The organism is Mesorhizobium sp. IMUNJ 23232 (assembly GCF_044326205.1).
In the GTDB taxonomy this organism is placed as follows: Bacteria; Pseudomonadota; Alphaproteobacteria; order Rhizobiales; family Rhizobiaceae; genus Kumtagia.
Map to the genome: position 1 here is coordinate 20588 of NZ_JBIRCY010000002.1, position 24172 is coordinate 44759.

The 24172-nt window shown below is 65.0% G+C and carries 23 protein-coding genes; 13 read left to right on the forward strand and 10 right to left on the reverse strand.

From position 1 onward, the window contains the following. Positions 1–30 precede the first annotated feature (30 nt). From ACH196_RS01955 to ACH196_RS01975, 5 genes are all read right to left on the reverse strand, one after another. On the reverse strand, positions 31–3387 hold the full coding sequence (locus ACH196_RS01955; protein ID WP_396644476.1) for a DUF2126 domain-containing protein: 3357 nt from the start codon (positions 3385–3387) through the stop codon (positions 31–33). 143 nt (positions 3388–3530) lie between these two features. Further along, positions 3531–3872, reverse strand: a complete 342-nt coding sequence (locus ACH196_RS01960) for a winged helix-turn-helix domain-containing protein (RefSeq protein ID WP_396644477.1) — start codon at positions 3870–3872, stop codon at positions 3531–3533. 249 nt (positions 3873–4121) lie between these two features. After that, positions 4122–5147, reverse strand: coding sequence for a Gfo/Idh/MocA family protein (locus tag ACH196_RS01965; RefSeq protein WP_396644478.1), 1026 nt, complete (start codon positions 5145–5147; stop codon positions 4122–4124). Further along, entirely contained in the window at positions 5144–6337 is a 1194-nt protein-coding gene (uxuA, locus tag ACH196_RS01970; protein WP_396644480.1) for a mannonate dehydratase, read from the reverse strand. The genes ACH196_RS01965 and uxuA overlap by 4 nt, the downstream gene beginning before the upstream one ends. Before the next feature lies 1 nt (position 6338). Continuing rightward, complete coding sequence (locus ACH196_RS01975; protein ID WP_396644482.1) at positions 6339–7811, reverse strand: mannitol dehydrogenase family protein; 1473 nt, start codon at positions 7809–7811, stop codon at positions 6339–6341. Positions 7812–8049: 238 nt separating this feature from the next. On the opposite strand from ACH196_RS01975, the gene uxaC reads away from it, so the two are divergent. From uxaC to ACH196_RS02015, 8 genes are all read left to right on the forward strand, one after another. Further along, the gene (gene uxaC / locus ACH196_RS01980) at positions 8050–9459 is read left to right on the forward strand and encodes a glucuronate isomerase (protein WP_396644484.1); all 1410 of its coding nucleotides are present in this window, start codon (positions 8050–8052) and stop codon (positions 9457–9459) included. 34 nt (positions 9460–9493) lie between these two features. Continuing rightward, entirely contained in the window at positions 9494–10471 is a 978-nt protein-coding gene (locus ACH196_RS01985; RefSeq protein ID WP_396644486.1) for a TRAP transporter substrate-binding protein, read from the forward strand. A 164-nt stretch (positions 10472–10635) separates the two neighbouring features. Beyond that, positions 10636–11226, forward strand: a complete 591-nt coding sequence (locus ACH196_RS01990) for a TRAP transporter small permease (protein WP_396644488.1) — start codon at positions 10636–10638, stop codon at positions 11224–11226. 2 nt (positions 11227–11228) lie between these two features. Beyond that, positions 11229–12509: a TRAP transporter large permease gene (locus ACH196_RS01995; protein WP_396644490.1), complete on the forward strand. Its 1281-nt coding sequence runs from the start codon at positions 11229–11231 to the stop codon at positions 12507–12509. Positions 12510–12518: 9 nt separating this feature from the next. Continuing rightward, entirely contained in the window at positions 12519–13286 is a 768-nt protein-coding gene (locus tag ACH196_RS02000) for a FadR/GntR family transcriptional regulator (RefSeq protein ID WP_396644492.1), read from the forward strand. 27 nt (positions 13287–13313) lie between these two features. After that, a complete protein-coding gene (gene kduI, locus ACH196_RS02005) occupies positions 13314–14156 on the forward strand; it encodes a 5-dehydro-4-deoxy-D-glucuronate isomerase (RefSeq protein WP_396644494.1) in 843 nt (280 codons plus the stop codon). After that, on the forward strand, positions 14153–14911 hold the full coding sequence (gene kduD, locus ACH196_RS02010; RefSeq protein ID WP_396644495.1) for a 2-dehydro-3-deoxy-D-gluconate 5-dehydrogenase KduD: 759 nt from the start codon (positions 14153–14155) through the stop codon (positions 14909–14911). The genes kduI and kduD overlap by 4 nt, the downstream gene beginning before the upstream one ends. A gap of 10 nt (positions 14912–14921) precedes the next feature. Then, entirely contained in the window at positions 14922–15260 is a 339-nt protein-coding gene (locus tag ACH196_RS02015; protein WP_396644496.1) for a cupin domain-containing protein, read from the forward strand. A 105-nt stretch (positions 15261–15365) separates the two neighbouring features. On the opposite strand, the gene ACH196_RS02020 is transcribed toward ACH196_RS02015, so the two are convergent. Continuing rightward, complete coding sequence (locus ACH196_RS02020) at positions 15366–15683, reverse strand: hypothetical protein (RefSeq protein WP_396644497.1); 318 nt, start codon at positions 15681–15683, stop codon at positions 15366–15368. A gap of 145 nt (positions 15684–15828) precedes the next feature. Between ACH196_RS02020 and mbfA the strand changes: the two genes are divergently transcribed. Both mbfA and ACH196_RS02030 read left to right on the forward strand, forming a co-directional pair. Further along, positions 15829–16812, forward strand: coding sequence for an iron exporter MbfA (gene mbfA, locus ACH196_RS02025; RefSeq protein WP_396644499.1), 984 nt, complete (start codon positions 15829–15831; stop codon positions 16810–16812). 129 nt (positions 16813–16941) lie between these two features. Continuing rightward, complete coding sequence (locus ACH196_RS02030) at positions 16942–17622, forward strand: ArsR/SmtB family transcription factor (RefSeq protein WP_396644501.1); 681 nt, start codon at positions 16942–16944, stop codon at positions 17620–17622. A gap of 58 nt (positions 17623–17680) precedes the next feature. On the opposite strand, the gene ACH196_RS02035 is transcribed toward ACH196_RS02030, so the two are convergent. Next, entirely contained in the window at positions 17681–18187 is a 507-nt protein-coding gene (locus tag ACH196_RS02035) for a ferritin-like domain-containing protein (RefSeq protein ID WP_396644503.1), read from the reverse strand. Positions 18188–18588: 401 nt separating this feature from the next. On the opposite strand from ACH196_RS02035, the gene ACH196_RS02040 reads away from it, so the two are divergent. After that, entirely contained in the window at positions 18589–18747 is a 159-nt protein-coding gene (locus tag ACH196_RS02040; protein WP_396644505.1) for a hypothetical protein, read from the forward strand. A gap of 75 nt (positions 18748–18822) precedes the next feature. On the opposite strand, the gene ACH196_RS02045 is transcribed toward ACH196_RS02040, so the two are convergent. Further along, entirely contained in the window at positions 18823–19227 is a 405-nt protein-coding gene (locus ACH196_RS02045) for an iron chaperone (protein WP_396644507.1), read from the reverse strand. A gap of 156 nt (positions 19228–19383) precedes the next feature. Here ACH196_RS02045 and ACH196_RS02050 point away from each other — a divergent pair, with 156 nt between their 5' ends. Next, complete coding sequence (locus tag ACH196_RS02050) at positions 19384–19827, forward strand: thiol-disulfide oxidoreductase DCC family protein (RefSeq protein ID WP_396644509.1); 444 nt, start codon at positions 19384–19386, stop codon at positions 19825–19827. Then, positions 19820–21481: a DUF4166 domain-containing protein gene (locus tag ACH196_RS02055; protein WP_396644510.1), complete on the forward strand. Its 1662-nt coding sequence runs from the start codon at positions 19820–19822 to the stop codon at positions 21479–21481. Before ACH196_RS02050 ends, ACH196_RS02055 begins: the two co-directional genes overlap by 8 nt. A 63-nt stretch (positions 21482–21544) precedes the next feature. Here ACH196_RS02055 and ACH196_RS02060 read toward each other — a convergent pair whose 3' ends face one another. Then, positions 21545–21925: a DUF1850 domain-containing protein gene (locus ACH196_RS02060; protein WP_396644511.1), complete on the reverse strand. Its 381-nt coding sequence runs from the start codon at positions 21923–21925 to the stop codon at positions 21545–21547. A 37-nt stretch (positions 21926–21962) separates the two neighbouring features. Beyond that, on the reverse strand, positions 21963–24041 hold the full coding sequence (locus ACH196_RS02065) for a TRAP transporter permease (RefSeq protein ID WP_396644513.1): 2079 nt from the start codon (positions 24039–24041) through the stop codon (positions 21963–21965). Positions 24042–24172: the final 131 nt, after the last annotated feature.

Consider the following 24172-nt stretch of genomic DNA (forward strand, 5'->3'; position numbering starts at 1 on the left):
GCTGGCCGAAAATGAGCCGAGCATCGCCCCTCACACCCCCGCCGGCCGCCGCAAATCGAGCGTCATCGGGAAATCCGCCGGGGGTTGCTCCTCGAACAGCGTGAACGCCGCCGGCGTGTGGCCGGTCGCTTCGAACCGCGCCAGCCGCCGCGCCTCGGCCTCGTTGGCGTTGACCGGGAACGTCTCGTAGTTGCGCCCGCCCGGATGCGCGACATGGTAGACGCAGCCGCCGACGGAGCGGCCCGACCAGCGGTCGTAGATGTCGAAGGTCAGCGGCGTGTTGACCGGCAGCGCCGGATGCATGCCCGACGCAGGCTGCCACGCCTTGAAGCGCACGCCCGCAACGGAAACCTCGCGGTTGTCGGTGACCTTCAGCGGCACGAGGCGCCGGTTGCAGAGCACCGCGTGGCGCTCGGGGTTCAGGCCCTCGGTGCGCACCTGCAGCCGCTCCACTGAGGAATCGACGAAGCGCACGGTTCCGCCGATCGCGCCCTGCTCGCCCATGACATGCCACGGCTCCAGCGCCTGCCGGATCTCCAGTTTTACGCCGGCCTGGCTGATCTCGCCGCAGAACGGAAAGCGGAATTCCAGTTGCGCGAAAAACCATTCGGGCCGGAAGGCAAAGCCGTTCTGACTGAGATCCTCCAGCACGTCCAGAAAATCCTGCCAGACATAATGCGGCAGCATGAAGCGGTCGTGCAGCGCCGTGCCCCAGCGGGTGAAGCGGCCGTCCAGTGGGTTCTTCCACAATCTCGCGATGATGGCGCGCACCAGCAGTTGCTGCGCGAGACTCATGCGCGCATTGGGCGGCATCTCGAAACCGCGGAACTCGACCAGTCCCAGCCGCCCGGTCGGCCCGTCGGGCGAGAACAGCTTGTCGATGCAGATTTCCGAGCGATGCGTGTTGCCGGTCACGTCGACCAGAAGGTTGCGGAACAGCCGGTCGACCAGCCACGGCAGCGGCGGCAGCCCCTGTCCCGGCAACGGCACCTGCGCCATCGCAATCTCAAGCTCGTAGAGCGAATCGTGCCGTGCCTCGTCGAAACGCGGCGCCTGGCTGGTCGGGCCGATGAACAGGCCGGAAAACAGGTAGGACAGCGCCGGATGCCGCTGCCAGTAAAGCACCAGGCTTTTCAACAGGTCCGGCCGGCGCAGGAACGGGCTGTCGTTGGGCGTCGCCCCGCCGACCACGACATGATTGCCGCCGCCCGTACCGGTGTGCTTGCCGTCGATCATGAACTTGTCGGCGCCGAGCCGGCTCTGCCGCGCCTCCTCGTAGATCGCGGTGGTCGTCGCCACACATTCCGCCCAGTTTTTCGCCGGATGGATGTTCACCTCGATGACGCCGGGGTCGGGCGCGACGCGGATGACGTTGAGGCGCGGGTCGTGCGGCGGCGCATAGCCCTCGATGTGGACGGCGAGCCCTGTCTTGCGCGCCGCCTCTTCCGCTGCCGCGATCAGTTCCAGATAATCTTCCAGCGCCTCGACCGGCGGCATGAACACGGTGAGCCGCCCGTCGCGCGGTTCCACCGAGATCGCGGTGCGCACCGCGCCGCCGATTTCACCAAGCTGCTGCTCGACGATGTCCTGCTGCGGGGTGGCTGCCGTGAAGGACGCCTCCGCCTGGCGATGCGCCATCTCGTCGGCACCAACGGGCTGATCGGCGCTCAGCGTTTCGCGGCGCGGCAGCGGGCCGCGCGGTACGGAAGGGTCGACCGGCACGATGAACGGAAACTGCGACGGCGCAATGTAAGGCAGCGTACCCAAGGGCAGGCGGTAGCCGACCGGCGAGTCGCCCGGCACCAGAAAGAGCCGGCCGCGCCGCGTCTTCCACTTTTCCGACTTCCAGCGCCGGCCGTTCGCCTGAGCGTTCCAGCGCTGGATCGGCAACACGTAGCCGGAGGGTTGCGTCAGGCCGCGCTCGAAGACGCGCGCCATGCGGCTGCGCTCCTCGGGATCGGCGAGTTTCGAGTTCGCCGGATCGAGATTGTCCGGCAGCTTCGCTTCCTTCAGCACCCATTCGCCCGGGTCCTCATAGGCCTCGTCGACCATGCCGGCATCGACGCCGAGTTCGGCGGCCAGCGTCTTCAGCAGGATTTCCGCATCCTTCGGCGTCGGGTTGCCGCCACCGCCCTCAGCCGCGATGAGCGACGGATCGCGCCACACCGGCTCGCCATCGGCGCGCCAGTAGAGCGAAAAGGTCCAGCGCGGCAGGCTTTCGCCCGGATACCACTTGCCCTGCCCGTAATGCAGGAAGCCGCCCGGCGCGAATTTTTCGCGCAAGCGTCGGATCAATATGTCCGCCTTCTCGCGTTTGGTCGGCCCGACCGCCGCCGTGTTCCATTCCGCCGATTCGAAATCGTCGATCGACACAAAAGTCGGCTCGCCGCCCATGGTGAGCCGCACGTCCTGTTCCTGCAGCACCGCGTCGACCTGGTTGCCCAGCCGGTCCAGCGCTTCCCAGGATTCGTCGGAAAACGGTTTTGTGATGCGCGGATGCTCGGCGATGCGGTCGACCCGCATGTCGAAGGCGAAGTCGATCCTGGTGCTGGGGTCGCCGGTAAAGCCGCCGGAGATCGGCGCGGCGTTGCGATAGTGCGGCGTCGCCGAGAGCGGCACGTGGCTTTCGCCGGTCAGCAGGCCGGACGTCGGGTCGAGCCCGATCCAGCCGGCGCCCGGCAGATAGACCTCGCACCAGGCGTGCAGGTCGGTGAAATCGACGGAAGTTCCGGCAGGACCATCGAGCGAAACGAGGTCAGGCTTGAGCTGGATGAGATAGCCCGAGACGAAGCGGGCGGCAAAACCCAGATGCCGCAGCACCTGCACCAGCAGCCAGCTCGAATCGCGGCACGAGCCCATCGCCAGCGACAGCGTCTCGTCCGGGGTCTGCACGCCGGGCTCCATACGCACGATGTAGTTCACCTCGCGCTGGATGCGGGCGTTGAGGTCGACGATGAAATCCACCGTGTTCCTCGAACTGCGGTCGATCGACACGACAAATTTTTCGAGCAGCGGGTCAGCCGGCTCCGGCCGGCGGTAGATGGACAGGTCCTCGGTCAGGTCCTCGGGGTAGTCGAACGGAAACGTCTCGGCCGAGGGTTCGACGAAAAAATCGAACGGATTGTAGACCGTCATGTCGGCGACGAGATCGACCTCGATCTTCAGCTCGGTGACCGGTTCGGGAAAGACGTAGCGCGCGAGGAAATTGCCGTAAGGGTCCTGCTGGACATTCACGAAATGGTTCGCTGGCGAAACCCTCAGCGAATGGCTGAGCACCTTGGTGCGCGAATGCGGCGCGGGCTTCAGGCGGATGATCTGGGGACTGAGGATGACCGGTCGGTCATACTTGTAATGCGTCAGATGGTAGACGGCTGCCAGTATTGCCATGTGGGGCGCGAAAACCTTTCGACGGGGCCTGAGCACCACATTTCCACAAATCGGCGAATTGCGCCAAGCCTTTATTGCAGTGCGGAAGAGAGGGGTTGGCTTTTCGGCCCGGCCGACAATTGTGCCGTTCCGGCCAGACCTGGTCAGGCCGCGTCGATCTCGCGCTGCAGCGCTTCCATGTGCGGAGCGGCCGCCTCGTGGGCGGCGCGTTCGATGGCGCGGAATCGCGCGACGACGGCCAGCCCGACCGGCGTGAGCTGCGCGCCGCCGCCTCGTTTGCCGCCTGTCTGTGCCGCCACCACCGGTTTGCCGAACAACTGGTTCAGTTCCTCGACCAGGTCCCAGGCGTGTTTGTAGGACATGTCCATGCGCCGCGCCGCCGCCGAGATCGAACCGAAGGCGGCGATATGTTCGAGCAATTCGATCTTGCCCGGGCCGATGCGCCCGTCCGGGTCGAGATTGATGCGCAGGCTGAGCGACGGCATGGCCTGGACTACCGAAAATCCATATCCGGCGGGAGGGCCGTCTGCCGCGATGCATCGGCCATTGGATTGACTGGTATCATCCGCTTCCTCCCTTGGCGCCGCAATGCCAATCCGTACCGAAATCCGTGCGAGAATGAAATTGCCGTGTCTGGCAAAATGCATGGCGCCACTGGGCCCGACGCCGCCATCCCTCCGATTTGGAACGGTTCGGCCACAGGTCGGGGATGGTCGGCAGGCAACGCCGGGCGCTCAGACGTGCTCGCGCTTTCCGCTCTCGGCCGCGCGCAGCAGAGCGTCTATGAGACGATGCACCTTCAGCGCCTCCCGCCCGCTGACCTTCGGCTGCCGCGCCGGATCATCGGCCTCGATGGCGTCGAGGAAATCCTCCAGCACGGCGCGATGGTGATGATGGGGGAAGGCCATGGGATCGGCGCCGGCCCCGCCGCCAGGCTCGCCATCGTCATGCTCCAGATCCAAGCCGTCGTGGAAGGCGGCATAAAGTTTCGTGCCCTCAATGCGCGCCGTACCCTTCGTGCCGATCAGGTCGATGGAGTCGGGCAGGCCGGGAAAGGCTGTCGTGGTCGCATGGATCGTTCCCAGCGCGCCGTTGCCATAGCGGACGGCACCGACGGCGAGATCCTCGGTCTCCATTCGGTGCACTGGCGTGGTGGTTGCATAGGCCGAAACGTCGGCAGGCAGGCCGGCGAGCGAAATCAGCAGATCGAGCGTGTGGATGCCTTGGGTCAGCAGCACCCCGCCGCCGTCGCGCGCTTTCGTGCCGCGCCCCGGCTGGTCATAGTAGCTTTGCGGCCGCCAGTTGGCGAGTTTCGCCGAGGCGCTGACGAGGTCGCCGAGCCGGCCTTCCGCGATCAAGCCGGCGAGAACCGTCGAGACCGGACGAAAGCGGTGCTGAAGCACGACCCCCAGCTTCACGCCGGCATTCTCGGCAGCCGCAACCAGCCGCTCGGAACGCTGCATCGAGATGTCGAGCGGCTTTTCCAAGAGCACATGCTTGCCGGCGGCCGCCGCTCGCTCGACGAGGTCGAGATGCGAATTGGGCGGCGTCAGCACCATCACCGCGTCGATCGACGAATCGGAGAAGATCGCATCGAGATCGGCGCTCACCGGCAAACCCCAAGCCTCGGCGAAGGTTTTGCGCCGCGCCTCGGTCGGGCTGTAAGCGGCGGCCACCGCGACCCGGTCCTTGAGGTCCAGCAGACTCTTCGCGTGCGGCCCCGACGCCATGCCGAGGCCGATGACGGCGATGCGCTTCATCGCGGCCAGTTCTCGGCAGGCACGTTTTCCAGCGTGCGCATGATGCCGCGAAGCTCCGCCAGCCCTCTTAGCCGCCCGATGCAGGAATAGCCGGGGTTCACCTTCTTGCCGATGTCGTCAACGATGGCGTGGCCATGGTCGGGCCGCAGCGGGATCTGCCAGTCGGCGCGGCCTTGCTGCTTGCGCCGGCGTTCTTCCGCCATCAGCGCCGCCACCACCCGCACCATGTCGGTGTCGCCCTCCAGATGCTCGGCCTCGTGGAAGGAAAAATCACCTTCCTTGGTGACGTTGCGCAGATGCGCGAAATGGATGTCGGGTCCGAATTCCTTCGCCATGGCGACGAGGTCGTTGTCGGGATTGGCCCCGTAGGACCCGGTGCACAGCGTGATGCCGTTGGACGGCGACTTGGCTGCGGCAATCAGAGCGCGCGCATCCGGGGCCGAGGTGACGATGCGCGGCAGGCCGAACAGCGGGAATGGCGGATCGTCCGGATGGATCGCCATCTTGACGCCGGCCTCCTCGGCCGCCGGCACAATCTCGCGCAGGAAGGCGAACAGGTTCTCCCGCAGCCCTTCACGCGTAACGTCCTTGTAGAGGTCGAGCGCGCGGCGAAAGCTGTCGCGGTCGAAGATGAACTCGCGGGCAGGCACCCAGCCGATGAGATTCTGCTCCAGCTTCGCAAGCTGGCTCTCGCTCATTTTTGCCAGGCGCTGGCGAGCCGCCTCGATGCGCGCCGGTGGATGATCGGCCTCCGCGCCAGGCCGCTTGAGGACCAGCACGTCATAGGCGCAGAATTCGACCATGTCGAAACGCAGCGCCGTGCCGCCATGCCACATCGGATAGTCGAGGTCGGTGCGCGTCCAGTCGGTGATCGCCATGAAATTGTAGCAGACCACCTTGATACCGGCCGACGCCACGGCGCGGATCGACGCCTTGTAGTTTTCCACATAGTCGCGCCAGCGGCCGGTGCGGGTCTTGATGTCCTCGTGCACCACGATGCTCTCGACGATCGGCCAGTCCAGCCCGGCCGCCTCGATCTCCGCCTTGCGCTTGAGGATCTCGTCGACCGGCCAGGCGCGCCCGTCATTGAGGTGATGCAGCGCACTGACGACGCCGGTCGCGCCGGCCTGCCGCACGTGCGAGAGTTTTACGGTGTCGTCCGGCCCGAACCAGCGCCAGGTCTGCTTCATGTCATGCCCTCTGCTTGGCGGCGGCAGAGATCGCATCGGCCGCGCCCTTCTCAAAAATGGTGGTCAGATGCCGCGTGGCGGTTGCTTCCATCGCGTCGCCGCCCCCGCCTGAGAAGCCGGCCGCCGCAAACACGGCGTGGACCAGTTCGGCCGGCTCGCCAGTGCTCGCAAAGATATCGGCGAGCCGCGCGTCGAGCGGGTCTGTAAAATGGCCGGCAGGCAGTGAGCGCCCGCGCTTCCGGCAGGCGGCGATCCAGGCGGCGGCGACCAGCATCAGATGAGTGACCGACTGGCCCTCCCTCAGCCGCAGGCGCGCCGAGGCGATGATGCGCTGCGGCAGTTTCTGGCTGCCGTCCATGGCGATCTGGGCGGTGCGGTGGCGCAGCGCCGGGCTGGAGAAGCGTTCGGCCAGCGCGGCTGTATAGGCATCCGTATCGAGGCCCGCATCCTTCGGCAGGGTCGGGATCACCTCCCGCCAGTAGCGTTCGACGAAACCGCGGATGAGCGGATCGCCGAACGAATCCGCCACGGTCGGGTGGCCGGTGAGCAGGCCGAGATAGGCGATGCCGGAATGGGCGCCGTTGAGCAGCCTGAGCTTCATGTCCTCGAATGGCGCCACGTCCTTCACCATGGTCACGCCGAATTTTTCCCAGCGCGGCCGGCCCGTCGGGAAGTTCTCTTCCACCACCCACTGCATGAAGGGCTCGGTCATCACCGGCCATGCGTCCTTCGCGCCGAGCGTCTCGGAAACGCGCTCGCGGTCGGCATCGGTCGTCGCCGGCACGATGCGGTCGACCATGGTCGAGGGGAATGCCACTTCGTTCTCAATGAACGCGGCGAGATCGCCACCGGCAAGCCCGGCGAATTGCAGCATCAGCCGGCGCACCGTCTCGCCATTGGCGGGAAGGTTGTCGCAGCAGAGCACGGTGAAGGGCGGAACGCCGGCAGCGCGGCGTCGCGCCATCGCACCGGCCAGGAAGCCGAACACCGTGCGCGGCCGATCCGGATTGGCGACGTCCCAGACAACGTCGGCATGGCCGGCATCGAGATTGCCGTCAGCGCCGCGCAGATAGGCCTTTTCGGTGACCGTCAGCGTGACGATGCGCACGCGCGGATCGGCCAATCGGGCAAGGACCGCTCCGGGATCTTCCGGCGCGACCAGCAGGGATTTCATCGACCCGATGACGCGCAGCGCATCGCCCTCGCCGCTGCGCACCGCAATCGTGTAGAGCCCGTCTTGAGGAGCCAGCGCGTCGCGCGTGTCGGGACTACGCAGGGAGACGCCGGTAATGCCCCAGTCGCGCTCGCCGGCGCCAAGGCAATCGTCGACATAGACGGCCTGATGCGCGCGATGGAAGGCGCCGACGCCGAGATGCACGATGCCTTCGGTGACCGCCGAGCGGTCATAGCCCGGCACCGTCGCCGCACGGATTGTTGGCAAAGTTGCCGGGCCGAGCCTTTGGCCTGCAGCCATCTTTATCTATCCTCCCTGCAGCGTCCGAAGGTCGGCGACTGCATACAGCTCAATTCCGCACCGCCAGCGCAGAATACAACATGCAAAGTGGCCACCGGCTCCCTCCCGCTCTCCTATGCCACGACGCCCCGCACCGATGCAACAGAAGTCATCATACAACCTTATGATTTTTGTATGTTGACATTATCTCTATCCGGCCCTAGCCATGATCGGCCGAAGGAGGAGCGGCGCTACCCGCATGAATGCACTGATCGACCCCGATCTGCTGTTCCCGAGCGAGCCGGGCGTTCGGTCCATCGCGCGCGGCCTCTACGCCACGGTGAAGGACCTGCCGATCGTCAGCCCGCACGGGCATACCGATCCGCGCTGGTATGCGCTCAACGAGCCGTTCCCCGATCCGGCGCGGCTGCTGATCGTCCCCGACCACTACATCTTCCGCATGCTGTTCAGCCAGGGCATTTCGCTGGAAAGCCTCGGTGTGCCGCGCCTCGACGGCGCGCCGGTCGAGATCGACGGGCGAAAAATCTGGCGCCTGTTCGCCGAAAACTATTTTCTCTTCCGCGGCACCCCGACCCGGCTGTGGATGGACTACGTTCTGTCCCACCTGTTCGGCGTCGACGAGCCGCTGACCGCCGCTACGGCCGACGTCGCCTATGACGTCATCGCCGAAAAACTAGCCACGGAAGAGTATCGTCCCCGCGCGCTGTTCGAGCGCTTCAACATCGAGGCGATCGCCACAACCGAGGGCGCGCTGGACGATCTGCGCTGGCACCAGATCATCCGCGACAGCGGCTGGACTGGCCGCGTCGTCACCGCCTATCGGCCGGACGCAGTGATCGATCCGGATTTCGAGGGTTTTTCCGACAATCTCGATAAGCTTGCCGACATCACCGGCTGCGATACCGGCCTGTGGAGAGGTTATCTCGACGCCCACCGCACGCGCCGCGCCTTCTTCAAGACTTACGGCGCGACCTCGAGCGACCATGGCCACCCCTCCGCCGAGACTGCGAACCTGTCCGACGCGGCGGCGGAAGAGCTGTTCAACCGCATCCGCCGCGGCTCGACCGACGAGCGCGAGCGCCGCCTGTTCCGTGCCCAGATGCTGACCGAGATGGCCAGGATGAGCCTGGACGACGGGCTGGTCATGCAGATCCATCCGGGCGCGACGCGCAACCACTCGGCCGCGATGATGGCGCGCTTCGGCCGCGACAAGGGTTTCGATATCCCGACCCATACGGACTATGTCGCGGCGCTGCGGCCGCTGCTCGACGCGGTCGGGCTGGAGCCCAACCTGACCGTCATCGCCTTCACATTGGACGAGACCAGCTATGCGCGCGAGTTGGCGCCGCTGGCGGGAGTCTACCCGGCGCTGCGGCTCGGCCCCGCCTGGTGGTTCCACGACAGCCCGGAAGGCATGCGCCGCTTCCGCGAGATGACGACGGAGACTGCCGGTTTCTACAACACGGTGGGTTTCAACGACGACACCCGCGCCTTCCCGTCGATTCCGGCGCGCCACGACATCGCGCGGCGGGTCGACTGTGCATTCCTCGCACGCCTGGTGGCTGAGCACCGGCTGCGGGAAGAAGAGGCCTACGAACTGGCAACGGAGCTTGCCCATACGCTGGCGAAAAGAGCGTATCGGCTTTGAAGGGTCATTGGGACCAACAAAAAGGGAGGAGAACATGCTGCATTTTTCGAAACTTCTTGCCGCCGCGAGCGTCGCCGCGGTCTTCATGGTCGGGTCGGCCGGCGCCCAAACGGTGCTGAAATCGTCCGACACCCATCCGGACGGCTATCCGACCGTCGAGGGCGTCAAATATTTCGGCGACCTGGTGAAGGAACGCACCGGCGGCCGCTATGCCGTCGAGGTCTACCACTCCGCGCAACTCGGCCAGGAGAAGGACACGATCGAACAGGTCCGCTCCGGGGTGATCGAGCTGAACCGCATCTCAATGGCGCCGTTCAACGGCACGGTGAAGGAAACCATCGTTCCCGCCCTGCCCTACATCTTCCGCTCGGAAGACCACATGCACAAGGTCATGGACGGTGCGATCGGCGACCAGATCAAGGCAGCTTTCGAGCCGGCCGGCCTGGTGGTGCTCGCCTTCTATGACGCCGGCGCGCGCTCCTTCTACAACAAGACCAAGCCGATCGGTTCGGTGGCCGACATGAAGGGCCTGAAATTTCGCGTCATCCAGTCCGACATTTTTGTCGACATGGTCGCGGCCCTCGGCGCCAACGCGACCCCGATGCCTTACGGCGAGGTCTATTCGGCGATCGAGACCGGCGTCATCGACGGTGCGGAAAACAATTTTCCGAGCTACGACACCGCCAAGCATTTCGAGGTAGCGAAGAACTATTCGCTCGACGAGCACACTATCCTCCCGGAAGTGTTTGTGATGAACAAGGCCGCCTTCGACGCCTTGACTCCGGAAGACCAGGAAATCTTCAAGCAGGCCGCCAAGGACAGCGTCGCCAAGCAGCGTGAACTGTGGGCCGCCAAGGTCGCGGAATCGCGCAAGGTCGTCGAGGCGGCGGGCGCCCAGATCACCACGCCGGAGAAGCAAGGTTTTATCGACGCCATGAAACCCGTCTACGAGAAGCACATCACCGACGAAGTGTTGAAGAAGATGGTCGCCGACGTGCAGGCGGTGCAGTAGCCCGGGTTACCCTCCCCCTTGCGGGGAGGGTCGATCCGCAAAGCGGATCGGGGCGGGGGTCTGACCGCCAGGTTACCCCCACCCTGGCTCTCGATTTTCGCGTTGCTCCAATCGCGCGCCGATCCTCCCAACAAGGGAGGGTGAGGGCGCCGCAGGAACATCCAATGACCACCGATCTACGCACCGGCGTCCCCATCCTCTCCCGCCTCAACACGGCGGCGCTCTATCTAGCCGGCATCGGCCTGGTGGTGATGACGTTCACCGTCGCCTACCAGGTCTACTGCCGATACGTGCTCAACGATTCGCCGAGCTGGACCGAGCCCGGCGCCGTCATGCTGATGAGCTGGTTCATCTTCCTTGGCGCCGCCGTCGGCGTGCGCGAGAACAATCACATGGGCTTCGACGTGCTGCTCTACGTGCTGCCGCCGGCGGCGAAGAAGTGGCTGCGCATGATTTCCGACCTCGTCGTGCTCGCCTTCGGCATCGGCATGATCTGGTACGGCGGCAAGCTGGTCGGCCTGACCTGGGATACCGTCATGCCCGCCCTGCATATTTCCGGCGGCTGGGACTACGTCCCGGTCGTGGCCGGCGGCACACTGGTTTCGCTGTTCGCGCTGGAGCGTGTGGTGTTGCGCCTGCGCGGTGCGCCGATCGACGAGATCCTTGACGAGATGCCGCCGCCAGAGATCGCCGTCGAGCTGGAAAACGTCGAGGAAGTGCGCCGCGACGCGGCCGAACTCGCCAAGAGGAACTGACGATGGAACTGTGGATCCTCTTCGGCGTCTTCACGCTGCTGATGCTGATCGGCACGCCGATCGCCTTCTGCCTCGGCGTCGCCAGCCTGGCCACCGTGCTCTATATGGGCCTGCCGCCGCTGGTCGTATTCCAGCAGCTCAATTCCGGCATGAGCGTGTTCTCGCTCCTTGCCATCCCGTTCTTCATCTATTCGGGCGACCTGATGGTGCGCGGCGGCATCGCACAGCGCATTGTCGCCTTCGCGGCCTCCCTGGTCGGCCATATCCGCGGCGGCCTCGGTCAGGTGAACATCGTCACCGCGACGCTGTTCGGCGGCATTTCCGGTTCGGCGGTCGCGGAAGCCGCTGCTGTCGGCGGCCTGATGATCCCGCAGATGAAGGCCCGCGGCTACGGCGCCGACTATGCGGTCAACGTCACCTCGATGGCGGCGCTCATCGCGCTGCTGCTGCCGCCCTCGCACAACATGATCATCTATTCCATCTCGGCCGGCGGGAAGATTTCGATCGCCGACCTGTTCACGGCAGGCATCATCCCGGGCCTTCTCCTCGCTGCGTCGCTGATGGTCACGGCCTATTTCGTAGCCCGTCGCAGAGGTTATCCGACCGAGCCGTTCCCGGGCTTCGGCGCGATCGTCTATCTCTTCGCGGTCGCCACGCCGGGCCTGCTCCTCATCGCCATCATCTTCGGCGGCGTCCGCTCCGGCATCTTCACCGCGACCGAGAGTTCGTGCGTCGCCGTGCTCTACGCGCTGCTGGTCACGCTCACCGTCTACCGCCAGATGAGCTGGAGCGACTTCGTCCACGCCACGATGGGGGCAGTGCGCACGACGGCGATGGTGCTGCTGATCATTGGTACAGCCGCCGCCTTTTCCTGGCTGATGGCCTTCCTGAAAGTGCCCGCCACGCTGGTGGCCTGGATGCAGACGATCTCGGAAAACCCGATCATCATCCTGCTGCTGCTCAACCTGATAATGCTGCTGCTCGGCACTTTCATGGACATGGGGCCGACCATCATCATCACCACGCCGATCTTCCTGCCGATCGTCTCGGCCTATGGCATCGATCCCGTGCATTTCGGCGTCATCATGATCCTGAACTATGGCATCGGGCTGAACACCCCGCCGGTCGGGGGCGTCCAGTTCGTCGCCTGCGCCGTCGGCAAGATATCGGTGTGGGAAGCGATGCGCTCGATCTGGCCGTTCTACGGCGCCGGCGTCGTCGTGCTGATGCTGGTGACCTACATCCCGGCGCTGTCGCTCTGGCTGCCGAACGCATTCCGGTGAGAGGCGAGGATGGCCGCCGACTTCACAGCCGACATGCGCATCGAGCGGAGACCGAAGCTTTCCGAACGAGTCGTCTCGGCGCTGCGCGCGCAGGTTCTGTCGGGTGAGTTCCCGGTCGGCCAAAAACTGCCGACTGAGACGCAGATGACCGAAGCTTTCGGCGTCAGCCGCACGGTGATCCGCGAGGCGATCGCCACGCTTGCCGCCGACGGGCTGGTCGAGCCGCGCCAGGGCGCCGGCGTCTTCGTGCGCGAACGGCCGGCGCAGGCCTTCAGTTCGCTGACTTTGGAGATCGGCAACAAGATCTCACATGCCTTGAACGTGCTGGAAGTGCGCCTCGGAATCGAGATCGAGAGCGCCGCACTTGCCTCCATCCGACGCAACGGTGCGCAACTGGCGGAAATCCAGGAAGCTTTTTTCGAGTTCGACCGGCTGATCACTGTTGGCGAGGCGACAGGAAAATCCGACTTCGCCTTCCACCGCGCCATCGCCGCCGCCACCAACAATCCCTTCTATGTCGATGTGCTGGAAGCGCTGGGCACCCGCGCCATCCCTTGCGACGTGACCTCGCCCTGGGGCACGGATTCGGTCCTGACCCGCGAATACCAGGAGGGCCTCCAGCAGGAGCATCTCGCCATCCTGCGGGCGATCTCCTCGGGCGACCCCGACGCGGCGCGCACCGCCATGCGCATGCACCTCTCCGCCAGCCAGCAGCGCTACCGTGCGCGACTGAGCGACCAGCAAGCCGATTACAGTTTTGGCCGGACGGCGCCTTGACTGGCGTGCGAATACTCAGGGACAGGCATGACCGACAGTCACATCAGCTACTCCACGCGCCATTCCATCGACCCGGCGGCGGCGGCCCGCATGGGCACCGAGGAACTGCGCTCCAACTTCCACATTGGCGGGCTGTTCGAGCCGGGCCGCGTCAACCTCACCTACACGCATTACGACCGGATGGTTGTCGGCGGCGCGATGCCCGCCGGCAAGCCGCTCGCTCTTGAAGCAATCAAGCCGACCGGCACCAAAAGCTTTCTCGAGCGCCGTGAACTTGTCGCGGTCAATATCGGCGGGCCGGGCAAGGCCATCACCGGAAGCGGCACTTTTGATCTCGGCACGCGCGACATGATCTATGTCGGCATGGGCGAGACGGTTTCGTTCACGTCGGATGATGCGAAAGCCCCAGCGAAGTTCTACCTGCTCTCGGCACCTGCCCACAAAACCTATCCGACAAAGCTGCTCACCATCGCGAACGCGAAGCGCCTCGACCTTGGCAGCCAGGAAACCTCCAACGAGCGCTCCATCTTCCAGTTCACGACGACCATCGAAACCTGCCAGATCGTCGTCGGCATGACGCAACTCGCCAAGGGTTCCGTCTGGAACACCATGCCGGCGCATGTGCACGACCGGCGCATGGAGGCCTATCTCTATTTCGATCTCGCCGAAACGGCGCGTGTCTTCCATTTCATGGGCGAGCCGGCGGAAACCCGGCACGTCGTCATGGCCAACGAGGAAGCGGTTCTGTCGCCGGTCTGGTCGATCCATTCCGGCTGCGGCACCGCCAACTATGCCTTCATCTGGGCCATGGCCGGCGACAATGTCGACTACACCGACGTCGACCCTGTGCCGCTGGGATCGATGCGATGAACGCGGCCTTCAGCCTGGCCGGCAAGCGCATCATGGTTACCGGCGCCAACACCGGCATCGGACAGGGCATTTGCGTGTCGGTGGCGCGCGCCGGAGGATCGGTGATCGGCGTCGGCCGCTCGTCGATGGACGAGACCGCCCGGCTGGTCGCCGCCGAGGGCAGCGCGTTCCACCCCGTTCATTGTGATCTCGGCGATACGTCCGCCGTGCAGGCAATGTTTGTCGACACCTGCAAAGACGCCGGCCCGATCGATGGGCTGGTCAACAATGCCGGCATCATCCGCCGAGCCGACGCGGTCGATTTCAGCGTCGCCGACTGGGACGAGGTAATGGACGTCAATCTGAAGACGACCTTCCTGCTCTGCCAGGCGTTCGGCCGCCATGTCCTTGGCGACGGCCGAAAGGGCAATATCGTCAACATCGGCTCGGTCCTGTCCTTCCAGGGCGGCATCCGTATCGCCTCCTACACGGCGTCGAAACATGGCGTCGCTGGGCTGACAAAGCTGCTCGCCTGCGAATGGGCGGCCAAGGGCATCAATGTCAACGCCATCGCGCCGGGCTATGTTGTCACCAACAACACCGAGGCGCTGCGCAACGATCCGGACCGCAGCACCGCGATCCTCGCCCGCATCCCGGCCGGCCGCTGGGCCGAGCCGGACGACATCGGCGACGCAGCAGTGTTCCTGCTGGCGCCGGCCTCCAAATACATGCACGGCGCCGTGATCCCTGTGGATGGCGGCTGGCTGGCAAGATAAGGATTTTCGGATGACCGAGACCCGGATTTTCGCGCGAAGCACGGATGGCGAATGGACGGCGACGCCGGACGGCAACCGCCGCCGGGTCGTTCTCCACACCGACGAACTGATGATGGTGGAGTTCGCCTTCGAGAAGGGCGGCATCGGCGTGCTGCATTCGCACCCGCATGTGCAGGCGAGCTATGTCGCCGAAGGCCGTTTCGAGGTGACGGTCGGCGGTAAGACTGAGACGTTGTCGGCCGGCGACAGTTTCATCGCGCCGTCGAATGTGGTGCACGGTGTGAAAGCTCTGGAAGCCGGACGACTGATCGATTCCTTCACGCCGCACAGGGCGGATTTTTTGGCGTAGCATGGCGCTTCCGCCGGCCGCTCCTGCCCTTCGCTTTCGCTACGGGCGTTCGTCGCTCGAAAAGCCAAATCATTGGCTTTTTCTCGGCCTTCGGCCGACCGCTCCTCACCCCATCAGCGACATTGTGCGCTTGGCGCCGCCCGCCTCGCGCCACGCCTTGAAGCGGTGCGTGGCCGCGGCGAAGGAGATCTTCATGGCGCGCGCCACCGAATAGCGGCTCTGGCCCTCGTCGAACATCCGGTAGCAGCAGGCGACGCCTTCCGGCGTCAGCTTGCCCTCCGCCGTCTTGTTGTGCGGATTGGCCGGATCGAACTCCTCCGGCGGAACCTCCAGCATCGCCCTGAGCCGCAGCAGGTCGGCTTCGATGGAGGTGATCAATTCAAGGATGGGTTTGGTGTCGAGGGGCTGTCTGCCGGCGGCCATCAGGCGGTCCTTTCTATAGGTGAACCTTCGCCAATATAGGCAAGCGTTTCGCTATAAAAAGGGGTGCCCGAACACCGCCGGAAATTCTTGATCGACATCTTCTCTTCCCATAGTTTAGAATTATTCTAAACTGGAGTGCATTTGCATGCTTTCGCGCGTGTTCGGTTTTGGCCGCCGGCCCTTCTCGTCGCTGAGCGAGCAGGAGGTGCTGGCGCTGGCCATCTCGTCGGAGGAGGACGACGGGCGAATCTATCGCGCCTATGCCGACGGACTGCGCGACGCCTATCCGAACTCGGCCGCCGTTTTCGACGACATGGCCGACGAGGAGGACCGGCATCGCGGCGTGCTGATCGACCTGCATCGAAAACGCTTCGGCGAGCGCATCCCGCTGATCCGCCGCGAGCATGTGAGCGGCTACTATGACCGCAGGCCCGACTGGCTGATGCGCCCGCTCGGCCTCGAAACGGTCCGCGTGCAGGCCGAGCGCATGGAGCATTCGGCGCGGCTCTTCTACGAGGAGGCCGCGAAACGCACTCAGGACGCCGGCACGCGAAAACTGCTGGGCGACCTGGCGGCAGCGGAAACGGGCCATGAATCGCTTGCCCGCCGCCTCGGCGGCGCGCATCTGCCCGAGGCCGTACGCAAACAGGAACAGGCGGACGAGCGGCGAAAATTCATCCTCACCTATGTGCAACCGGGCCTGGCCGGCCTGATGGACGGTTCGGTCTCCACGCTGGCGCCGATCTTCGCCGCCGCCTTCGCCACCGGCGACACCTGGCAGACTTTTCTGGTCGGGCTGTCGGCTTCGGTCGGCGCCGGCATTTCCATGGGATTCACCGAAGCCGCGCATGACGACGGCAAACTGTCAGGGCGCGGCTCGCCAGTCACGCGCGGCCTGTCGTCGGGCATCATGACGGCGATCGGCGGGCTGGGGCACGCCCTGCCCTACCTGATCCCCGACTTCTGGACGGCGACGACGGTGGCGGCCGCCGTGGTCTTCATCGAACTCTGGGCGATCGCCTTCATCCAGAACCGTTTCATGGAAACGCCGTTCCTGCGGGCAGCGCTGCAGGTGGTGCTGGGCGGGGCGCTTGTGTTCGGTGCCGGCGTGCTGATCGGCAACGCCTGAGTGCGCCAACGGAAGACTGGCCGGCAAGCAATGGAAAAGCTGTCAGGATATGTCCGCATGGTCATCCCCCTGGGCCGATACCGGCCGGTTATCCATTGCCAACCAGAATACTTCGACTAGGATCGAACCATGCGCGAAGGACCCGACATTGCCCGCATCGCCAGCCTGGTCGGAGACCCGGCGCGAGCAAACATGCTGACGGCGCTGATGGGCGGTGCCGCACTCACCGCCAGCGAGCTTGCAATGGAGGCCGGCGTCGGCCTGCCGACCGCGAGTTCACATCTGGCGAAACTTGGCGAGGGTGGATTGCTGACACAGTCGAGCCAGGGCCGGCACCGCTATTTCCGGCTCGCCGGGCCGCAGGTCGCGGCCATGCTGGAATCCATCATGGGCGTAGCCGAGGCGGCCGGCCCGAAACGCGCCCGCCCAGGCCCGCGCGACGCTTCGATGCGTGAGGCGCGGGTCTGCTACGACCATCTCGCCGGCGACCAGGCGGTCGCGATGCTTGACGGTTTTGTCGCGCGCGGAATTCTCCAGCGTGAAGGCGAGGACGTGGCGATGGGCAGCGCCGGGCCGGTGTTTTTTGCCGATTCCGGTATCGATCTTTCAAATCTACCCGGCAAAAGGCGACCGGTCTGCCGCGCCTGCCTCGACTGGAGCGTGCGCCGCTCGCATCTGGCCGGCGCGCTGGGCGCCGCCATCCTCGACCGCATCCTTGCGGAAAAATGGGCGCGCCGCGACCCGGAAAGCCGCGTCGTGCGATTTACGCCGCCGGGGCGCAAGGTGTTCGAAAAGACCTTTTTGTCGTAGAGAAGGCCGGCGCTCGCGCACCGGCCTTCCCGATTGTGTCGGATAGGCTTTGGCCGCGCTACTCGGCAGCCTGCAGGTTCACGCTGCTTTCGGCCATCTGCGTGAGCTTCTTGTCGGTTGCTTCCTCTTCCTTGAGGTTCTTGGCGAGCACCGCCGCGCAGTCCGAACGGCCGAGTTCCTTGGCCCAGGCGATCAGCGTGCCGTAGCGCGTGATCTCGTAGTGCTCCACGGCCTGCGCGGCGGCGATCAACCCGGCGTCCAGCACCTTCTTGTCGGCGATGTCGCCGGCCAGTTCGTCAGCTTCCTCCAGAATGCCGTCGATCGCCGGGCAGTTCACCTGCTTGGCCTTGACGCCATGCAGTTCGAACACTTCCTCGACCCGCGCAATATGACCTTCCGTTTCCTTCAGGTGTTTCTCGAAGCCGGCCTTGAGGTTCGGATTGGTCGCCTTGTCGATCATCTTCGGCAGCGCCTTCTCGATCTGCTTTTCAGCGTAATAGATGTCGCGCAACGTGTGCACGAAGAGGTCGTCGAGTGTCTTGATGTCCTTGGAGAAAAAGCCCATGGCTCTTGTCCCTTCCTGTTTCGGATTGTGATGAAACGGTCAGGAGGTGCCCTCGCCGCACCTGGCCTGGCCGGCGGCGCCGGTTGATCCCGCAACGTGCTGGACAAACGGCGGTTCCTGCCGCCCGCCGATTTCTTTGTAGCCGCGCCTGCGGTGTTTCGTAACGACCCGGAAACCTGAGCCCGTAACGGCGGCATCGGCAGGAAACCATGTGGTGTGAAAGTCACACCAAGGCAAAAACGGTCACAAGCCGTCAAAAGACCGCGTCAAAACCGACTTTTTGCCACGATGCAACGGGTTTTCGGCACGAGATTAACATGTCGTTCACGGAGGATTCAGAAGTGCCGGCTAAGATGTCTCCCCAATCGGACGGGACATCCGAGGGACAGGGATCTAAGAAAATGACGTTCTGGACAAGTCTTTCGACTTACGCCTTCGCTATTCGCGAATTCATCGCACCGACCTACAGGCCGGAGCGGCACTACATGCGCGGACCGGGACCGGCCTGCGCGCGCCGCCGCGGCACGCTGTCGATGGCCGCCCGCGCCTCCTTCCACTGAAGGCGAACAGAATTGGCGGGCGCGCCGGGGATGGGCGTGTCCGCAACCTGCTGAACCGGGCTGCCTGAACCAGCCTCAGCGTTTCTTCTTCGCCGCAGCCGCCGCAGCTTTGGTCTTCGCCTCTTCCTCGACTTCCTTGGCGCGAAACAACGCCATGCGTCCGATCAGGTCTTCCGGCACGGGCGCCGAAAGCGGGAAACGGATCGTTCCCTTCTCCACCTCATAGACTGCAAGTTCGTGCTTGAATGCCGCGACGAGAGGCCCGGTCGCCGGATAGAGCGAATAGTGCTTTTTCCACCCCGAGAAATAGATCGGCCTGCCGGCTTTCGTCTTGTAGGCGGGGATCTGGTACGAAATCACCTCCTCGGCCCCCGGCAGCGCCTTGCGGATGCTTTCGCGGACCTGCTTCAGCACGCCTTGCGCCGCCTCCGGCTGCGCGGCGATATATTCGTCCACGGATTTGTAATCGGTCTTGGCCAAGCGCTCCTCCCAAACAGATTGGCCCGGACAATCCTCACAACGTGCCCGCCTGCGCTCTCGCGCGGGCTCGAGAGGGTCGGGCTGCGGCGTCGACGCGCCTTGCGGGCAATACAAACGTCGCTACCTTGATGACGAAGCATCATGCGAAAATCCGACATGCCTGCCGACAAAAATCTGGACGACATCCTGCCGCCGGACCTTCGTGACCGGCCGCTGATTGTCTTCGACGGCGTCTGCGTCCTGTGCTCCGGTTTTGCGCGTCTGGTGACGCGGCTTGACCGCCGCAACCGCTTCCGTTTCGTCACCGCGCAGTCGCCGCTGGGCGAAGCCCTGTTCCGGCATTTCGGCCTGCCGACCGACGTCTACGAGACCAATCTCGTCCTGATCGACGGCGTCGGCTACATGCGCATAGAGAGCTTTGTCGCCGTCATGCGCGAACTCGGCTGGCCTTGGCGGGCCGCGTCGATGCTGCTGGTTCTACCGCCGACGCTGCGCGGCTGGCTCTACGACCGCATCGCCAAAAATCGCTACGCGCTGTTCGGCAAGCGCGACACCTGCGACATCCCCTCGCCTGCCTTGCGGAGCCGGTTGATTGGCTAAAATCCTGGTGCTCGGCGGCTACGGGGTGTTCGGTGGCCGCCTCGTCGGACGGTTGGTCCAGGAAACCGACGCGGAAATTCTGGTTGCCGGCCGATCGATTGGCAAGGCGCGGGCGCATTGCGGCAGACGTGGTGGGACGCCGCTGCAACTGGATCGTGACGCCGACCTCACGGCGATCTTCGCGGAACTGCGGCCGACGATCGTGATCGACGCCGCCGGCCCATTCCAGGCCTATGGCGAAGATCCCTATCGCGTCGCGCGAGCAGCAGTTGCCACTGGCGCGCACTATCTGGACCTCGCCGACGACGGCCTCTTCGTAGCCGGTATCGACGCGCTGGACGATGCCGCCAAGGCGGCCGGCGTAGCCGTCATCTCGGGCGCCAGCAGCGTGCCGACGATTTCCTCCGCCGCGCTTGACCGGTTGACCGAGGGCATGATCTCCGTCGGCCCCGTCTATTCGGCGATCCTGCCCGGCAACCGGGCGCCGCGCGGACTTTCGGTGGTGCAGGCCATCGTCGGCCAGGCGGGCCGGCCGGTGGCCGCCCTGCGCGGCGGGCGATGGGAGGACATCGCGGCGTGGGGCAGAGTCTCCCGCCGCGATCTTGTCGTGGATGGCGCGGCACCGTTGCGAGGGCGGCTTGCCAGCCCGATCGGCGCACCGGACCTGCTGCTGTTTCGCGACCGCTACGGCGCGCGCACGGTCAGCTTCGAAGCCGGGCTGGAGCTAAAGATTCTGCATCTTGGCCTGTGGGCGCTCGCCTTGCCCGTGCGCTGGCGATGGTTGAAATCCCTGTCGCCGTTGGCGCCTGCCCTGAAATGGATGGCCGACAGGCTGGAACGCTTCGGCTCGGACCGTGGCGGCATGATCGCCCGCGCCGCCGGCCGCGACCAAGATGGCAACGCCGTGGAGCGGACCTGGACGCTGATTGCCGAATCCGGCGACGGGCCGGAAATCCCGCCGACACCGGCGCTACTTCTGGCGAAACGGCTGCTTGCGGCGGACGGACCAGCGCCTGGCGCGCGGCCCGCAGTCGGGGTGCTGTCACTTGCGGAAATCGAAGCAGGACTTGCCGGCTTTGTCTTCCGCTTCGGCATGGACGAAAGGCCGGCAACGCCGTTGCTGGAACAGGTTCTGTCCAGGGACCTTGCTTGCCTGCCGGTAGAATGGCGGCGGCTGGCCGAGATTTACGATTGCGATACCTTCGCCGGGGAAGCCTCGGTCGAGCGCGGCAAGGGTCTTCTGTCGAGGTTGGCCGGTTGGACGTTCGGCTTTCCCGCCGAAACCCGGAAAGTGGCGGTGGAGGTCTTCAAGGAAAAGACCGCCCGCGGCGAGCGCTGGACACGGCGCTTCGACGGAAAACCCTTCGTGTCGCACCTGTCGCGAAAACCCGACTATCCGCCCGGCCGCCTGACCGAACGCTTCGGCCCGTTCAGCTTCCGGCTGCAACTTTCCACGACGGATGGCCGCGTGACCTGGCCGGTTGAAAGCTGGTGTTTTCTGGGCATACCAATGCCGAAGGCGCTGATGCCAAGAAGCGAGACCGCCGAATATGTCGAGGACGGCCGCTTCCGTTTCGATGTCGGCATCTCTCTCCCGCTGGCCGGCCTGGTGGTGCGCTATCGCGGCTGGCTGGCACCGGTTTCCGGCACCTGATGCCAAGCCGCACCGACGAACGAAAACAAATAAACAACAATGCGTTAGCGTACTTTCCGGATTCTATTTCGAGGCACCCGGTGAACCATTGCAGGCGGAAATCTCGATAGCGCTGCCCGCCGCCGCGCCGAGTTCCCGGCAGCCTGCCGCGGTGCACAATGTCCAGCCCGAAGGCGTGGCGCCGGAGGCGGCGAGCACGATCCGGTCGCGCGGCGGCAGTTTCGGCGCATAGACCCACCAGCCATCCTTCAACACCGCATCGGCGGGTGGCTCCATGCCGGCACCCGAGCCTTTTACGCGCGCTTCGACGATCTCCAGGCCGGCGGGCGTCACCCGCCAGTCCTCCTCCCAGCGAGTCTTCTCCACCGAATGCGTCCACGACAGGGTGAAGGCGGAGGCAGCAAGCACAGTCGTCTTGCCGGCCGCGAGGAGGCAGAGCATCACGGTCAGGCTCGACAATCCGCAAAGGGGGCAACCTTGGTCATGGCCAAACCGTCTCTCGCCCACGCCACCAGTGCTGCGCTACCAGCAGCGCCGCCAGCGCGAAACCGGTCTCGTCGGTGAGCGGCAGGCCGAGCACCAGCAGCAATCCTGCACCGAAGGCCACCAGCCGTTCCCATATGGCCAGCCTTCCGAACAGGAAGCCGACGACGGCTGCTCCCCACAGGCCGATGCCGATACAAGCCTTGAAAACGATATACGCGACCTCGACCGGGTAGCCGAAGGCGGCCGCCATCGGCCCCGGCTCCTGCAGCATCAGCGCCGGCGTGTAGACCGCCATGAACGGCACGACATAACCCGCCATCGCAAGTTTCGTCGCCTCCCAGCCGATCTTCTGGCCCGAGACCTTCGCCATCGGCGCGGCGGCGAAGGCGGCCAGCGCCACGGGCGGGGTCAGGTCCGCCATGATGCCGAAATAGAACACGAACATGTGGCTGACGATCAGCGGCACGCCGAGTTCGAGCAGCGCCGGCCCAGCCAGCGACGAGGTGATGATGTAGTTGGGAATGGTCGGGATACCCATGCCAAGGATCAGGCATGTGACCATGGTCAGAACCAGCGACAGGAACAGATTGTCCTTGCCGATGGCAATGATCGCGCCAATCAGCGTCGAGGCGATGCCGGTCAGCGTCAGCGTGCCGATGACGATGCCGACGATGGCGCAGGCAATGCCGACCGGCAGCGCATTCTTGGCCCCCTCCGCAAGCGAGTCGCGGCAGATCGCCAGCGTTTCCCGCCCGCCCTTGAAGGCCAAGCAGGCCGCGACCAGCGCCCCGATGACCAGCGCCAGCACATTGACGCCGAAGCGCATGAAGGCTGCCGCCGCAAGTCCGAGCGCGATCCAGAACACGATGCGGAAGGCGACGGGCCCGATCAGCGCCGCAAGCGGCGTGCCAAGGATGAGCACGACGGTCAGCGCCAGCCCCATCGTGCCGGCGAAGATCGGCGTGTAGCCGGCAAACAGCAGATAGACCAGCGCGGCCAGCGGCAGCACCAACGGCCAATGCTGCTTTATCGCATCCCATGGATTCGGCAGTTCGGCCTTGTTCATGCCGCGCAGCCCGGCCTTTCCGGCCTCCAGATAGACCTGCCAGAAGCAGGCGCCGAAATAGAGGATTGCCGGAATGATCGCCGCCTTGACCACTTCCGCATAGGGAATGTTCAGCGTCTCGGCCATGATGAAGGCGACGGCGCCCATCACCGGCGGCATGATCTGGCCGCCCATCGACGACGTCGCCTCGACCCCGCCGGCGAAGGCGGCGCGAAAACCGAAACGTTTCATCAGCGGGATGGTGAACTGGCCGCTGGCCACCACATTGGCGACGCCCGAGCCGGAAATCGTTCCCATCAGCGCCGAGGAAAGCACGCAGACCTGCGCCGGCCCGCCGCGCCACGCGCCGACGAGGCCGAGCGCCACATCGTTGAACAGCGCGATCATGCCCGCCCGTTCGAGGAAGGCGGCAAACACCACGAAAATGAAGATGTAAGCCGCCGACACATAGACCGGCGTGCCGAAAATGCCCTCGGTGCCATAGGCGAAATAGTCGACGATCTGCACGAAATCGTAGCCGCGATGCACGAGCGGACCCGGCAGGTACTGGCCGAAGAAGCAGTAGGCGAGGAACAGGCCGCACATGATGGTGAGCGGCAGCCCCATCAGTTGCCGCGACGCCTCGAACACCAGCACGATCAGCAGCGTGCCGATGATCACGTCGGGCGTGGTCAGAAAGCCGCTGCGATGCAGCAGCGGCACATATTCGATCCAGTTGTAGAGGCCGGTGGCGAAGCCGAGGATACCCAGGAGCCAGAACCAGCCTTTCGCCGCTGGGCTTTTGGCCCGCAAATTGGCGATCAGCCCGAAGCCGAGCAGCAGCAGGAAGCCGACATGCATGGCCCGGATGACCTGGCTGGGCAGGACGCCATAGGCGGCGGTGAAAAGCTGGAAGGCGGAGAAAGCGATGGCGATGCCGAAGGCGATCCGTGCGGAAAACCCCACGCCCCAGCCTTCGGGAAGGCCTTCGATCGGTTCTTCGGCGGTGGATGGCGTCATCGCGCTCATTGGAGTTTCCACACGCGATTGAACGACATGCGCGAGGCACCCCCCTCTGTCCTGCCGGACATCTCCCCCGCAAGGGGGGAGATTGGCAGCTTCGATGAAGCCGCCCACTCCGCAACGTCCGCGATTAGCGA

Coding starts and splice junctions, on each gene's coding strand:
- uxaC (WP_396644484.1), top strand. CDS start 8,050: ATGAATGCACTGATCGACCCCGATCTGCTGTTCCCGAGCGAGCCGGGC.
- ACH196_RS01995 (WP_396644490.1), top strand. CDS start 11,229: ATGGAACTGTGGATCCTCTTCGGCGTCTTCACGCTGCTGATGCTGATC.
- ACH196_RS02020 (WP_396644497.1), bottom strand. CDS start 15,683: ATGGCCGCCGGCAGACAGCCCCTCGACACCAAACCCATCCTTGAATTG.
- mbfA (WP_396644499.1), top strand. CDS start 15,829: ATGCTTTCGCGCGTGTTCGGTTTTGGCCGCCGGCCCTTCTCGTCGCTG.
- ACH196_RS02065 (WP_396644513.1), bottom strand. CDS start 24,041: ATGAGCGCGATGACGCCATCCACCGCCGAAGAACCGATCGAAGGCCTT.
- ACH196_RS02040 (WP_396644505.1), top strand. CDS start 18,589: ATGACGTTCTGGACAAGTCTTTCGACTTACGCCTTCGCTATTCGCGAA.
- ACH196_RS01975 (WP_396644482.1), bottom strand. CDS start 7,811: ATGGCTGCAGGCCAAAGGCTCGGCCCGGCAACTTTGCCAACAATCCGT.
- ACH196_RS02030 (WP_396644501.1), top strand. CDS start 16,942: ATGCGCGAAGGACCCGACATTGCCCGCATCGCCAGCCTGGTCGGAGAC.
- uxuA (WP_396644480.1), bottom strand. CDS start 6,337: ATGAAGCAGACCTGGCGCTGGTTCGGGCCGGACGACACCGTAAAACTC.
- ACH196_RS02015 (WP_396644496.1), top strand. CDS start 14,922: ATGACCGAGACCCGGATTTTCGCGCGAAGCACGGATGGCGAATGGACG.
- ACH196_RS01960 (WP_396644477.1), bottom strand. CDS start 3,872: ATGCCGTCGCTCAGCCTGCGCATCAATCTCGACCCGGACGGGCGCATC.
- kduD (WP_396644495.1), top strand. CDS start 14,153: ATGAACGCGGCCTTCAGCCTGGCCGGCAAGCGCATCATGGTTACCGGC.
- ACH196_RS02050 (WP_396644509.1), top strand. CDS start 19,384: ATGCCTGCCGACAAAAATCTGGACGACATCCTGCCGCCGGACCTTCGT.
- ACH196_RS01985 (WP_396644486.1), top strand. CDS start 9,494: ATGCTGCATTTTTCGAAACTTCTTGCCGCCGCGAGCGTCGCCGCGGTC.
- kduI (WP_396644494.1), top strand. CDS start 13,314: ATGACCGACAGTCACATCAGCTACTCCACGCGCCATTCCATCGACCCG.
- ACH196_RS01955 (WP_396644476.1), bottom strand. CDS start 3,387: ATGGCAATACTGGCAGCCGTCTACCATCTGACGCATTACAAGTATGAC.
- ACH196_RS02000 (WP_396644492.1), top strand. CDS start 12,519: ATGGCCGCCGACTTCACAGCCGACATGCGCATCGAGCGGAGACCGAAG.
- ACH196_RS01990 (WP_396644488.1), top strand. CDS start 10,636: ATGACCACCGATCTACGCACCGGCGTCCCCATCCTCTCCCGCCTCAAC.
- ACH196_RS02035 (WP_396644503.1), bottom strand. CDS start 18,187: ATGGGCTTTTTCTCCAAGGACATCAAGACACTCGACGACCTCTTCGTG.
- ACH196_RS01965 (WP_396644478.1), bottom strand. CDS start 5,147: ATGAAGCGCATCGCCGTCATCGGCCTCGGCATGGCGTCGGGGCCGCAC.